The sequence below is a fragment of the Mycolicibacterium aurum genome (genome assembly GCF_900637195.1).
GTDB lineage: Bacteria > Actinomycetota > Actinomycetes > Mycobacteriales > Mycobacteriaceae > Mycobacterium > Mycobacterium aurum.
Genome location: NZ_LR134356.1, coordinates 5,073,884 through 5,085,748, shown reverse-complemented (window position 1 = coordinate 5,085,748; position 11,865 = coordinate 5,073,884). Strand labels below are relative to the sequence as shown.

Annotated in this window: 13 protein-coding genes; 4 read left to right on the top strand and 9 right to left on the bottom strand. The window is 67.6% G+C overall.

From position 1 onward, the window contains the following. Nucleotides 1-38 precede the first annotated feature (38 nt). A complete protein-coding gene (locus tag EL337_RS23960) occupies nucleotides 39-530 on the bottom strand; it encodes a MarR family winged helix-turn-helix transcriptional regulator (protein ID WP_048633546.1) in 492 nt (163 codons plus the stop codon). Between the two features lie 92 nt (nucleotides 531-622). Here EL337_RS23960 and EL337_RS23955 point away from each other — a divergent pair, with 92 nt between their 5' ends. Next, nucleotides 623-1,045 (top strand): Rid family hydrolase, encoded by a 423-nt coding sequence (locus EL337_RS23955; RefSeq protein ID WP_048633545.1) that lies wholly within the window; start codon nucleotides 623-625, stop codon nucleotides 1,043-1,045. Between the two features lie 22 nt (nucleotides 1,046-1,067). On the opposite strand, the gene EL337_RS23950 is transcribed toward EL337_RS23955, so the two are convergent. From EL337_RS23950 to urtA, 7 genes are read right to left on the bottom strand one after another with little or no spacing between them, the layout of a single operon-like run. Then, nucleotides 1,068-1,766: an urease accessory protein UreF gene (locus tag EL337_RS23950; RefSeq protein ID WP_048633544.1), complete on the bottom strand. Its 699-nt coding sequence runs from the start codon at nucleotides 1,764-1,766 to the stop codon at nucleotides 1,068-1,070. Then, complete coding sequence (locus tag EL337_RS23945) at nucleotides 1,747-2,238, bottom strand: urease accessory protein UreE (RefSeq protein ID WP_048633543.1); 492 nt, start codon at nucleotides 2,236-2,238, stop codon at nucleotides 1,747-1,749. Before EL337_RS23945 ends, EL337_RS23950 begins: the two co-directional genes overlap by 20 nt. Next, a complete protein-coding gene (locus EL337_RS23940) occupies nucleotides 2,235-3,053 on the bottom strand; it encodes an urease accessory protein UreD (RefSeq protein WP_048633542.1) in 819 nt (272 codons plus the stop codon). Before EL337_RS23940 ends, EL337_RS23945 begins: the two co-directional genes overlap by 4 nt. Continuing rightward, nucleotides 3,050-3,670: an urease accessory protein UreG gene (ureG, locus tag EL337_RS23935; RefSeq protein ID WP_048633541.1), complete on the bottom strand. Its 621-nt coding sequence runs from the start codon at nucleotides 3,668-3,670 to the stop codon at nucleotides 3,050-3,052. The genes EL337_RS23940 and ureG overlap by 4 nt, the downstream gene beginning before the upstream one ends. Nucleotides 3,671-3,680: 10 nt before the next feature. Then, nucleotides 3,681-5,396, bottom strand: a complete 1,716-nt coding sequence (ureC, locus tag EL337_RS23930) for an urease subunit alpha (RefSeq protein ID WP_048633540.1) — start codon at nucleotides 5,394-5,396, stop codon at nucleotides 3,681-3,683. Between the two features lies 1 nt (nucleotide 5,397). After that, nucleotides 5,398-6,102: an urease subunit beta gene (locus EL337_RS23925; RefSeq protein ID WP_048633539.1), complete on the bottom strand. Its 705-nt coding sequence runs from the start codon at nucleotides 6,100-6,102 to the stop codon at nucleotides 5,398-5,400. Between the two features lie 3 nt (nucleotides 6,103-6,105). Further along, nucleotides 6,106-7,371 carry an urea ABC transporter substrate-binding protein gene (gene urtA / locus EL337_RS23920; protein WP_048633538.1) on the bottom strand — a complete coding sequence of 422 codons (1,266 nt, stop codon included), beginning with the start codon at nucleotides 7,369-7,371 and terminating at the stop codon, nucleotides 6,106-6,108. Nucleotides 7,372-7,588: 217 nt separating this feature from the next. On the opposite strand from urtA, the gene EL337_RS23915 reads away from it, so the two are divergent. From EL337_RS23915 to EL337_RS23905, 3 genes are all read left to right on the top strand, one after another. Beyond that, entirely contained in the window at nucleotides 7,589-8,614 is a 1,026-nt protein-coding gene (locus EL337_RS23915) for a helix-turn-helix transcriptional regulator (protein ID WP_048633537.1), read from the top strand. Between the two features lie 112 nt (nucleotides 8,615-8,726). Next, nucleotides 8,727-9,749 carry a LacI family DNA-binding transcriptional regulator gene (locus EL337_RS23910; protein WP_170216932.1) on the top strand — a complete coding sequence of 341 codons (1,023 nt, stop codon included), beginning with the start codon at nucleotides 8,727-8,729 and terminating at the stop codon, nucleotides 9,747-9,749. Nucleotides 9,750-9,816: 67 nt separating this feature from the next. Next, nucleotides 9,817-10,701 carry a substrate-binding domain-containing protein gene (locus tag EL337_RS23905; RefSeq protein ID WP_048633535.1) on the top strand — a complete coding sequence of 295 codons (885 nt, stop codon included), beginning with the start codon at nucleotides 9,817-9,819 and terminating at the stop codon, nucleotides 10,699-10,701. A 29-nt stretch (nucleotides 10,702-10,730) separates the two neighbouring features. On the opposite strand, the gene EL337_RS23900 is transcribed toward EL337_RS23905, so the two are convergent. After that, entirely contained in the window at nucleotides 10,731-11,858 is a 1,128-nt protein-coding gene (locus EL337_RS23900) for an MFS transporter (protein ID WP_048633534.1), read from the bottom strand. Between the last annotated feature and the right edge of the window lie 7 nt (nucleotides 11,859-11,865).

Here is an 11,865-nt window from a genome sequence, read left to right as displayed (position 1 = left end):
CGCAGCCTAACTGCGTGGATGGTGGCGGTGGTTGGTGGTCACGCGAGATCCGACGGCCGGATCTTCAACTTGGCCGCGATGCGGGCGAGGGCCTGCTGGTCGGTGACGGTGAGCGGATCGAGCACGAAATCCCGCACGGCCCGTACGTGGATCGGAGCGGCGTCGACGACGAGGCGGTACCCGACATCGGTGAGCGCGGCGATGGTGTAGCGCCCATCGGTGGGGTCCGGGGACCGAACCACCCAGCCGCGCTGTTCGAAGCGCTTGACCACATTGGACAGCCGCGACAGCGAACCGTTGGCCAGATAGGCCAACTCGCTCATGCGGATCCGGCGGTCCGGCGCCTCCGAAATATGGCTCAGTGTCAGGTATTCGAACAGGGTGAGGTCCATCGTCCGCAGGGGCGCCTCCAGCCGGCCGGGCAGCAGCAGGATCAGTGAGATCAGGCCGGTCCACGCCTCTTTCTCCGCTGCGGTCAGCCACAGTGAATCGTCCCGCCGGTCGGGATCCGGTGTCTTGGCTCGTGCCATTGCGGCAGCCTATCGCGTCGTCGTCACTTTACGCGTGAAGTGATTGCGTGTTACCGTTACTTCACGCATGAAGTAAACGAAGGGAATCGGACATGGCGGACATCGAATTCTTCACCACCCCCGGCTTTGGCGAGAAGGTCCGGGAGTCACTGCACTACCACCAGGCGCTGCGAATCGGGGACCGCGTGGAGATTTCCGGGCAGGGCGGCTGGGACGACGACGTCCGTTTTCCCGACTCGCTCGACGACGAGATCGTGCGGGCGTTCGACAACGTCGAGCGCGTGCTGGCCGCGGCGGGGGCCGGCTGGCGCGACGTCGTGACGGTGGACTCGTACCACGTACCCGTCGAAGACGACGAGATCGGCGATGCGCACACCCGCGTGATGTCCGAGCAGTTCCGCAAGCGGATGGGTGACCGTGCCCCGATCTGGACGCAGATCGGCGTCGCGGCGCTGGGGGCCCCGAAGATGCGGGTCGAGATCAAGGTCACCGCCATCGCCGGACAGGGTGGTTGAGGCACCGGCCGACCAGGAGCAACTAGGTGGCGAACAACCGGGAAGCGCGGGTCTCGTGGCGCATCCCGCTGATCTCCAGCGCGGGTGCGACGCTCCACACGTCGGCGACCTCGCGAGTGCAGGCCGCGCGGGCGAGGTCGGCCACCAGAGCGGCCGTTCCGGCCTGGATGCCCTGGCTGCGCAGCGGTCCGAGCCGGCCGAGCCGAACCGCCGCACTCAGCATCGACGCCATCACCGAGCGAATCGAGCCCAGTACCGCGAGGTGCATCGGTATGCCGAGCGCGGCCTGCAGCGCGCCCTCGACCACGGCGCCGTGGCCGGGTGTGGCGCCCTCGAGGACCGCGTCCAGGTAGGGGTGCTGCGCCGCGAGTCCGGTGTGGCGCGCGGCGGCGGCCAGTTGTCGACCCGCGGATTCCGAAGCGGTGCGGGCGTTGTCGAACAGTTTGTACGTGGCGATCAGCTGGTCGAGGTGCCGCAGCGATTCCCGGTTCGGAGCGGCTCGCCACGCCGCTGCGGTGATGGTGGCGTCCAGCGGGGCGAAGCTGTCGGCGAGGTAGCCGAGGACCGCCGCTGCGATCTCGGCCTCGCCGGCAGCGGGCCGCTCGGCCAGCCACTGTTCCAGTCCCTGACTGTGCACCATGCGCCCGGCGGGAAAGGCGCTGTCCTGCAGCTGCATCCACAGCAGCAGCGCCACCTCCGGCTCAGTGGCGATGGCCGGCATGTGAATCCGACGATGTGCGCGACCATCCGCTGACCGCCAGTGCGAGCTCGCTGACCTCGCCGACGACGCCCAGCTCCGCGAGCAGCTCTTCGGCAGCGTGGACGCTGGTGAACAGCGGTGCGGCCACACGGTCCTCGGTCACGTCGACGGGCGCGTGCTGGTTGCCCAGCAGGTAGCCCAGCAGCATCATCCGGCGCGCGCCGGCGGCGTCGCAGTTGTCGGCGAACCGCACCGCGACCGCCTTTTCGGCAGGACGGCGGACGACGACCACGTCGTCGCCGTCGTCGGCGATCACCGCGCCGGCGCGCAGGAACGTGCCCCGGGGCAGCGTGATGTGTACGTCGATACCGGAGTCGGCCGTCACCACCTGGCGGTGCTTGGTGGCGTCTCCCCACCCGATGTCCACGTGGTGACGCCGCCGCCCGGCGTACGCACCGTCGGTGATGTCACCGATGATGTTTTCGGCCTTCATGTTTCGCTCCTCTCGGGCAGCAACTGGGTCCGGGCCGTGCCGAACAGGCATCGTCGCGCCCGCAGCAGGTCCGGTGCCGACTGTGTCGTCAGCCGGACGAACACGCCGGCCGCGCCGGGTAGCCGGCCTGCACCACCGGAGCAGCCGTTCAGAGTGCCGAGAGCCTGCCGAATCCCGTCCAGCAGTGGGCCGGTGGTGCGTCCCGGGGCGATGGCAAGAAAGGTGGCCAGGTAGTCGTCGTCGAGTGGTCTGCTGCCGGCGTGGGGGCGCACCACCTGGCGGTCCCTGGCCGTGGCCCGTCCGTCGATCAGGACGGTGAAGGCGCTGTCGTAGCACAGGTAGCCGAACCGCTCCCCGTGGGCGATCCTGCCTGCCGCCACGGCCTCCCATCCGAGATAGATCCCGTCGGACTCGACATCGATGTCGACACGCTGCACGAACGTCGAGTCGGTATGGGGGATGACGGTTCCCGGGTAGTACTCCAGGACGGCGCCGGCATGCACGCGCAGGCCCACCCGATGCCGGGCACCCGGCCCGCCGCCGGCGAACACCTGGGTGGCGGCCTGAGTGGTCAGATGCAGATGGGTTCCGGGACCGCATCGCACCGTGGTGCGCAGCTCGTCGTCGGAGAACGCACCGCCGCTGGGGCTCTGCACACACAGCGTGGCCGCACCCGGGTGCTCGGGGTCGCAGTGCATCGGCATCGTCACGCGCTGCGGGTAGCGCTGGCGCAGAGATGCCGTTCTGGTGCGCCCGGTCGCATCCGCGACGACGTCGATGTCGAGCTCGCCGGGACTGATCGCCGGGGCGGTCACCTTCGGCCGGCCGTGAGCATCGCTCCCTCGAGCAGTCTCTCGGTGAGTTCACCGAGCCCGAAGCCTGACCGCAGATCCGTGAACACCGTCGGCTTGACCGGGCGGGCCACCGCACAGTCGCGCCGCATCATGTCGAGGTCGGCACCTACGAGGGGAGCGAGGTCGATCTTGTTGACCACCAACAGATCCGCCTGCAGCAGCCCGATCCCCTTCTTACGGGGGATGTCGTCGCCGGCGGCGGTGTCGATGACGAAGATCCAGTAATCGACCAGATCCGAGGTGAAGGTGGCCGCGAGGTTGTCGCCGCCGGATTCGATGAGGATGACGTCGAGGTCGGTGAATCGGCGGTTCAGTCGCTCGGCGGCGGCGAGGTTGGCCGACGGGTCCTCGCGGATCGCGGTGTGTGGACAGGCGCCGGTCTCCACGGCCAGCACCCGGCCGGGGTCGATGACGCCGCTGCGTCGTACCCGCTGGGCATCCTCGTCGGTCACCAGGTCGTTGGTGATCACCGCAACGCTGAGCCCGGCGTCGGACAGTCGCGGCACGAGCCGTTCGACAAGCCGGGTCTTGCCGGACCCGACCGGCCCGCCGATGCCGACACGCAGTGCTTCACTCACGGGGTTTCTCCTATTTGAGTGTGTAGCGACGCCCGAGCGGTACGTGCGTCATCGGCGTGCTCACACACGGCTGACCATCGACGGTCACGCGATAGGTGTCCGGTTCGATGCGGATGTCGGGCAGGTAATCGTTGTGCAGCAGATCGGCTTTGGTGAGCCGTCGGGCGCCGCGGCAGGCCACCAACCGGGTGTCGAGCCCCAGCGTGTCACCGAGTCCGGCCTCGGCGGCCGCGGCCGCCACGAAGTTCACCGACACGTCGGCCGGGGCGCGGCCGTAGGCCGCCCACTGCGGGCGGTAGCGCAGGGGCTCGCACGTCATCAGCGACGCATTGGCCTCGCCCATCACCGACCATGCCGGAAAGCCGCCCTTGAACACCACCTTCGGTCTGATGCCGAAGAACTTCGGCTCCCACAGCACGATGTCGGCCAGCTTGCCCGGTTCCAGCGAACCGACCTCGTGGTCGATGCCGAACAGCCGCGCCGGGTTGATGGTGAGCTTCGCGACATAGCGCAGAATCCTGGCATTGTCGGCTCCCGTGCCCTCGTCGGCAGGCAGCGCGCCGCGCGTGGCCCGCATGTGGGACGCCAGTTGCCAGGTGCGAGCGATGGTTTCACCGATCCGGCCCATACCCTGCGAGTCCGATCCCATCGCCGAGATTGCGCCGAGGTCGTGCAGCACGTCCTCGGCGGCGATGGTCTCGCGGCGGATCCTCGACTCGGCGAACGCGACGTCCTCGGGAATGCGCGGGTTGAGGTGGTGACACACCATCACCATGTCGAGGTGTTCGTCGAAGGTGTTGAGGGTGTACGGATTGGTTGGATTGGTGGACGACGGCAGACAGTACGGTTCGCCGACGACGCGCATGATGTCGGGTGCGTGGCCGCCGCCTGCGCCCTCGGCGTGGTAGGTGTGGATCGGTCTCCCGCCGATCGCCGCCATGGTGTCCTCGAAGAACCCTGACTCGTTCAGCGTGTCGGTGTGGATCTGCACCTGCAGGTCCAGTTCGTCGCCTGCGTCCAGGGACGCGCGGATCGCCGCTGGGGTGGCGCCCCAGTCCTCATGGATCTTGAAGCCGATCGCGCCGGCCAGCCCCTGTTCGATCAGCGGCGCGGTGCTCGACGCGCTGCCGTTGCCGATGAAGCCGAAGTTCATCGGGAATCCCTCGGCCGCACGGAGCATCCGCGCCAGATTGTTCGGACCCGACGAGGTGATACCGACCGTGACGGGTCCGAGGCCGCCACCGATCATCGTGGTCACTCCGCTGGAGATCGCCTCCTCCACCAGTCCGGCGCTGTCGAAGTGCACATGGACGTCGATGGCGCCGGCCGTCGCGATCATGCCCTCGCCGGAGCGGATGTCGGTGCCTGCACCGATGATCAGCTCGGGGTCGACGCCGTCCATCGTGCGCGGGTTACCGGACTTGCCGATGCCGGCGATGCGGCCGTTCCGAATGCCGATGTCGGCCTTGCGGATTCCTAGCACGGCGTCGACGATCAGCACGTTCGTGATGACGAAGTCGAGCGCGCCGTCGGCGTTGGTGATGTCGCCGTGCACAGCCATGCCCTCACGCATGGTCTTGCCGCCGCCGAACACGGACTCGTCGCCGTACACGGTCGCGTCGTGCTCGACCTTGGCCAGCAGTTCGGTGTCGGCCAGCCGGACCCGGTCCCCGGTGGTGGGACCGTACAGCTCGGCGTAGTGCCTGCGGGTGATGCGGTGTGCCATGTCAGGTCCGTCCCGTATCGAGGAATCCCGCGGCCTGCATCCGGTCCATGAGGTCGGTGGTCGGGGCGTCCGTCGTCGACGCGTTGGTCACGTCGTTCTGACCGACCACCATGCGCTCGCCCCCGTAGCGGGTCAGCGAAACCTCCTGTGCTTCACCCGGTTCGAAACGAACCGCAGTGCCCGAGGGGATGTCCAGCCGCATACCGAAACTCGCGGCCCGGTCGAACCGCAGTGCCCGGTTCACCTCGAAGAAGTGGAAGTGCGAGCCCACCTGGATCGGTCGATCGCCGGTGTTGTCGACGGTCAGCGTCGCGGTGGGGCGGCCCGCGTTCAGCTCGAGTTCGCCATCGCAGGGCAGCACCTCTCCCGGGATCACGCCCGGCTCGGACTGCCCGGCGCTGCCCGGTCCGATCGCCTCATGAACGGTCACCAGCTTCTGGCCGTCGGAGAAGAAGGCCTCGACCTGTACCGACCCCAGCAGCGTTGTCACGCCCGGCATCACGTCGTCGTCGGTGAGCACCGTGGCACCGTGCGCCGCCGCCTCGGCGACGGTCGCACCCGCCCGTGCCGCCTCGACCACCTCGTCGGCGATCAGAGCGCGGGCTTCGGCGTAGGTGAGCGCAAGTCCCGCGGCGCGGTGTTTGCGTGCCAGCTCGGCGGCCAGGAACAACAGCAGACGGTCCTCGTCTTTGGGGGTCAGGTGCATGGGTCAGCCCGTGATCCCCTCGGCCCACGGATAGCCCTTCAGGTAGGGATCAGGCTCGATCGGGCCGGGCGATTGCCACACCTGATAGATCAGGCCGTCGGCGTCCACCCGGCCGATGCGCGCGGTCTTGGTGACGTGGTGGTTCTCGCCGTCGATCGTCATCTCGCCTTCCGGGGCGGTGACGGTGACACCGCCCGCGGCGTTCTGGATGTCGCTGACGGCGAACGAATTCGCCTTCTCCACAGTGGCTTTCCACAGCATGACCGCCGCATATGCCGACTCCATCGGGTCGGACGTGACCCTGTCGGGGCCGAACCGCGCCTTGAAATCCGCGACGAACTTCGTGTTCTCCGCAGATTCCAGGGTCTGGTAGTAGTTCCACGACGACAGCTGACCCGTCAGGGTGTCGGCGCCGATGCTCTTGACTTCCTCTTCGCCGACGCACATCGACATCACCGGCATCGCCTCGGCGGTCAGGCCCGCCGCGCGGTACTCGCGGAAGAACGCGACCAGCGAATCGCCGACCACCACGTTGAACACCGCGTCGGCGTCGGCGGCGCGGATCTTGTTGACGATCGTGGAGAAGTCGGTGCTGCCCAGCGGGGTGTAGTCCTCACCCTTGATCTCGATGCCGTTGGCCTGCGCGTAGGCCTTCACGATCGCATTGGAGGTGCGCGGGAAGACGTAGTCACTGCCCACCAGGTACAGCGACGTCACCCCCTGCTCCTTGAGGTAGTCCAGCGACGGGATGATCTGCTGGTTGGTGGTGGCGCCGGTGTAGAAGATGTTGGGGGAGCTCTCCAGTCCCTCGTACTGCTGTCCGTAGTAGAGCAGCGCGTTCGAGTCCTCGAACACTGGCAGCATGGCCTTACGGCTCGCCGAGGTGTATCCGCCGAAAACAGCGGCCACACAGTCGGACTGGACGAGCTTCTGCGCCTTCTCCGCGAAAAGCGTGGGCTCGGAGGCGCCGTCCTCGCCGATCAGCTCGAGCTGCTTGCCCAGTACGCCGCCGGAGGCGTTGACCTGCTCGACGGCCATCACGATCGCGTCGCGGATGACGGACTCGCTGACGGCCAGACCGCCGGACAGCGAGTTGATGGCCCCGATCTTCACGGTCTCACCTGAGGTGTCGACACAGCTTTGCGCTGCCGCCGCATCGTCGTCTCCGGCCCGGCTGCCGCAGCCTGCGGCCAGCAGTGCGGTGGCCGCCAGCAGCGCGGCCGAACACCGCCTGAGCCGTGTGGTGGAACGTCTCGATGACCTGAACATGCGTATCAGCCCTCTGCTTCGTGCCGTCGGCGCGAGGCACCGCGCTGTGCCACGTATTGGTGCTCGCCAGCGTAGAAACCGGCCGTCCGGCATGGCTATGGGACGAATCTCCCATTTGCCGAACCAGTTTGCACGGCCGCCCCGGCGGGGAAACATTGCGGAAACGTTGCCTGCCGATGATGTGCCGCATAGACGACCGCGACCGAGGACTCATCAGATGGCAGGCACATACGGAGTGGTGCTGACGAGCACTGCCAGTATCGAGACCGTCGCGCACGAGGTGCTCGAGACCTTGGGCACCCGGGCGGCGTCGTCTGCGTCGGCGATCTGCCTGTGGGATCCCATCGCGCGCAACCATGTGACAGTTGCCAATCACGACTATCCCGACGATGTCATGACGCATCTGAACACCTGGTTCATCGACCACGACCCGCTGTTCGACTCGATGCGTCGGCGCGATCTCGGTGCGCTGCGGTGGCGGGACTTCCCGGATTACCGGAGTTCGTATTCGGTCACGTCGGTGTTCACCCCGGCCGGATTCGCCGAGGGACTGTCGGCACGGCTGGTGACCGCGGACGGCACCTACGCGGGCACCATTCACGTCAACTGCGACGACGCCCGCTACCCCAGTGACGAGGACGTCATCCAGATCAACGCCCTGCGCAGACAGATGGCCGCGCAGCTCGATTTCTCCGTCCGGCCGCGCATGGTCGCCGAGCTGCTCTCGCCCGATGCGCAGGCCTGGGCGGTGGACGAGATGGGACGGGCCCATCTGCTACGGATGGGCGACGGGTTCGACGCGGCGCTGGATGCGGCGCTGATCTCGGACATGGCGTTGGCGCCGCAGGTCGTGGGGGCGCAGCTGCGCCCGGACACCACGCGGTGGCACGACGGCACCTGCTGGCTGCACGTCCGCCACGTCGCGACGTCCCCGCGCTACCGGGGCGACAGTCTCAGCGGCGTGGTGCTCGTCAACCGGGCCGAACTGCCCTTCGGCGTCACTCCCCGCGAGCTCGACGCCCTCACCCTGGCCGCCTACGGGCTGACCAACAATCAGATCGCCGCCCGGTTGTTCATCAGTGCGCGGACCGCCGGACACCATGTGGAGAACGCGATCGTCAAGCTGGGTGCCAGCAATCGCGCGTCGTGCGTGTCACTGGCGGTGGCGCACGGCCTGGTCTCCGGCCGTGCGCTGCTCGATATGAACGCGGACATGACCAGTGCGGGGCGGCGACCGGCCTGAGCGCGGGCCTGCGAACGATTGCGCCACGCGCGCATTCGTCGGGGACTCGGGCGGTAACCTGATGCCAGAGCCCAGCAGCCCGGGCTTCAGGGAGGGTAGGGGAGCCCCGAGCATGCCGCGACGAGTGACCATCGACGACGTGGCACGCCTGGCTGAGGTGCACAAGGCGACGGTGTCGCGCGCGCTCAACGCCCGCACCCGAGATCAGGTGAACGCCGAGACACTCAAACGTGTCAAGCGTGCGGCACAACAACTGGGCTACGTGCCGAACGCCATGGCACGGGGACTGCGCACCAGCAGGTCGATGACGATCGGCGTGATCATCCCCGACCTGATGAACCCGATCTTCCCGCCCATCATCCGCGGGATCGAGACGGTCCTGCAGGCGCAGGGCTACACCGTTCTCGTCGCCAACACCGATTCCCATGACGATGTGGAGATCTCGGTGTTCGAATCGCTGCTCCAGCGACGGGTCGACGGCTTCATCCTTGCCACCGGCCGACTCGATGACCACACGGTGGTCGACGAGGCCAAGGCCGCCGACGTGCCGGTCGTACTGGTTAACCGGGGCGCCGGGATGGGCGGATATCCGTTGGTCTCCGGTGACAACGCGCACGGGATCGACTTGGCGCTGGATCATCTCGTCGAACTCGGCCACCGTTACGTCCTCCATGCCGCGGGGCCGCTGAACTTCTCCACCACTCGTGCACGCGCCGAGGCTTTCGAAGCCGCGGCCACCAAGGCGGGGGTCGAACACGACACCATCTATGCGTCGGCGCTGACGATCCAGGCCGGTGTCGACGTGGCCGACGAGATCCTGCGCAGCGGACGCAAGTGTCCTACCGCGCTGGTGGCAGGCAACGACCTTGTCGCGCTCGGGCTGATCCGCCGATTGCGTGCGGCCGGCCTGAACTGCCCCGAGGACGTGTCGGTGGTCGGATTCAACGACATGCCGTTCGCAGCGGACTTCTGGCCACCCCTGACCACGGTGCACATGCCGTTGCGGGAAATCGGTTCTGAGGCAGCGCGTCTGCTGCTCCGCGGCATCGACGCCGGCGAGCAGGAGGCCGTGACTCTGACGCTGCCGGTGTCGCTGGTCCTGCGTGGCTCCACGGGTCCGGCGCGGACCGGGTGACCGCTGCGCTGCGCACCGGCGGGGCGGTAAGGTAGCAGCTCAACGGCTCTACAATCGATTGCAGGACATGGATCGCATAACGCTCGGCGTGTTCAGCCCCTCGGTGCTGCTCGACATCGCCCGCACCACCGGCAGGCTTTCTGCCGTCGGATTACAGGTGCACGATGTTGCGGTGGCGTCGTCGCCGGCGCAGTTCACCTCCCTGAGGCGCGGCGACTACGACGCCGTCTTCACGAGCCCCGACAACGTGCTCGCCTACCGGTTTCTCCCCGCGAATCCGCTTGGCGAACTGCTGGATGTCGAGATCGTCGCGGGCATCGACCGTGGCCTGGGGCTCTGCCTCGGTGTCCGCCCCGGTATTTCCGATCCGGCGATCCTGCGCGGCGGACGACTCGGAGTCGACGTGCCGAACTCCGGGTTTGCGTTCGTCGCCTATGCGCTGTTGGAGGAGATGGGCCTCTCCAGACACGATTTCGACATCGTCGCGCTCGGTTCGACGCCCGGACGGGCCAAGGCTTTACATACCGGTGGCTGCGACATCACGGTCCTCAACGCGGGTAACGAACTCTCCGCACGCGCGCACGGGTGCACGCTCTCGGCCGACGTCACCTCATTGGGGCCGTATCTGGGTACGGTGGTGGCCCGTATGCGGCATGCGCCCAGACCCGAGCCGGTGGACAGGTTGGTGCTGGCCCTGGCGGAGACCGCAGGTGCCATCCGCCGCGGCGAAGTCGACCGCGAGGCCGCGGAGGCCGCTGCCCGGCTGCTCGGCCTCGCACCGGAACTGGCCGCCGCGCACGTGGCAATCCTGCGTGACCCGGCGCGGGGGCTGATCGACGACGGGGCGGTCGACGCGGCCGCGCTGGCGACGCTGGTGGGTTTGAGGCAGCGCTTCCTGCCCACCCCAGAACTCGACGGACTGGGCGGGCGGTTCGGCGAACTTCACCGATGAGTCGGTGCGCGGTGTCGTGACTGGCCACGTCACTCGCGTTCGACGTATCTGGCCCTGGCGATGGTGGTGGCAACCGTATACATCACCGCCACAGCGGTGCTCACCGCGAACAGCACGCCGAACCGGTGGCCGCCGGCGGCGACGTTTCCCAGTGCGGCACCGATCGACGCGCCGGTGAACAGCGAAATCGAGAACATCGACATTCCGATCGCCCTGCTGTCGCTGACCGCATCGGTCATCCAGGTCTGCATCGTGGTGTGCCCCAGCGCCCAGGCCAGACCGAGCAGGATCGCCGCGGCGAGTACGCCGGGCAATGAGACCTCAAGGGCAACAATGCAATAGGCGCCGACGACAGACAGTCCCGCACACAGCATCAGTACCCAGGAGGGCCAGTGCCCCAAGATCAGCTTCATCAGCTGGCTCACGAGCACGACGGATGCACCGAACGCAGAGGTGGCGAGCCCGGCCACGAGGACGGTTTCGCCGACGTCTTGTAGGGCCACTGCCAGGTAGTTGAAGACGCCGATCAGCAACAGCCCCTCGATCGCGGTGAACACGAGGATCGTCACGGCCCAGCGGTTGCGCGCCAGTAGTCGCATCGACGGCAGCAGCCGTTCCCTGGCGCCAGAGGCTGATTCGGCCAAGCGGGGGAGTAGTACCGTCAGCACGACGCAGATCGCAGCGACCGTCGCGTAAACCCAACGCCACCCGAACCATTGGGCGATGGCGCCTGCGCCCACCGTTCCGGCGGCCAGCCCGAGGGATATCGCTGCCGCCAGGTTCGCCGTCGCTACGGCGCGCAGTCTGATGGTCAGGGTGTCGCCGTAGTAGATCAGCACCGTGGTGATCGTTGCCGAGAAGGCGGCGCCGGCGAGTCCACGCATGACGCTGTAGGTGAGCGCATCCGCGGCGAGTGCGGTACCGAGGTTCGCCAACGCACCCAGCGCCGTCGAGGCCACCAGCACTCGGACCCGCCCGTATCGGGCCGCCAGCGTGCTCCAGACCAGCTGAAAACACGCGTAGGAGACGGCGTACACAGTGAGCGATTGGCCGACCGCGTTTACCGACGCGCCGAGATCGGATGCGATGACCGGCACCAACGGCGGCATCACCGAGCGGTCGATCATCGACACGAATGCGGCGATGATGAGAATCAAGGACGGG

Coding starts and splice junctions, on each gene's coding strand:
- EL337_RS23955 (WP_048633545.1), top strand. CDS start 623: ATGGCGGACATCGAATTCTTCACCACCCCCGGCTTTGGCGAGAAGGTC.
- ureC (WP_048633540.1), bottom strand. CDS start 5,396: ATGGCACACCGCATCACCCGCAGGCACTACGCCGAGCTGTACGGTCCC.
- EL337_RS23925 (WP_048633539.1), bottom strand. CDS start 6,102: ATGCACCTGACCCCCAAAGACGAGGACCGTCTGCTGTTGTTCCTGGCC.
- EL337_RS23910 (WP_170216932.1), top strand. CDS start 8,727: ATGCCGCGACGAGTGACCATCGACGACGTGGCACGCCTGGCTGAGGTG.
- EL337_RS23945 (WP_048633543.1), bottom strand. CDS start 2,238: ATGAAGGCCGAAAACATCATCGGTGACATCACCGACGGTGCGTACGCC.
- urtA (WP_048633538.1), bottom strand. CDS start 7,371: ATGTTCAGGTCATCGAGACGTTCCACCACACGGCTCAGGCGGTGTTCG.
- EL337_RS23905 (WP_048633535.1), top strand. CDS start 9,817: ATGGATCGCATAACGCTCGGCGTGTTCAGCCCCTCGGTGCTGCTCGAC.
- EL337_RS23915 (WP_048633537.1), top strand. CDS start 7,589: ATGGCAGGCACATACGGAGTGGTGCTGACGAGCACTGCCAGTATCGAG.
- EL337_RS23960 (WP_048633546.1), bottom strand. CDS start 530: ATGGCACGAGCCAAGACACCGGATCCCGACCGGCGGGACGATTCACTG.
- EL337_RS23950 (WP_048633544.1), bottom strand. CDS start 1,766: ATGCCGGCCATCGCCACTGAGCCGGAGGTGGCGCTGCTGCTGTGGATG.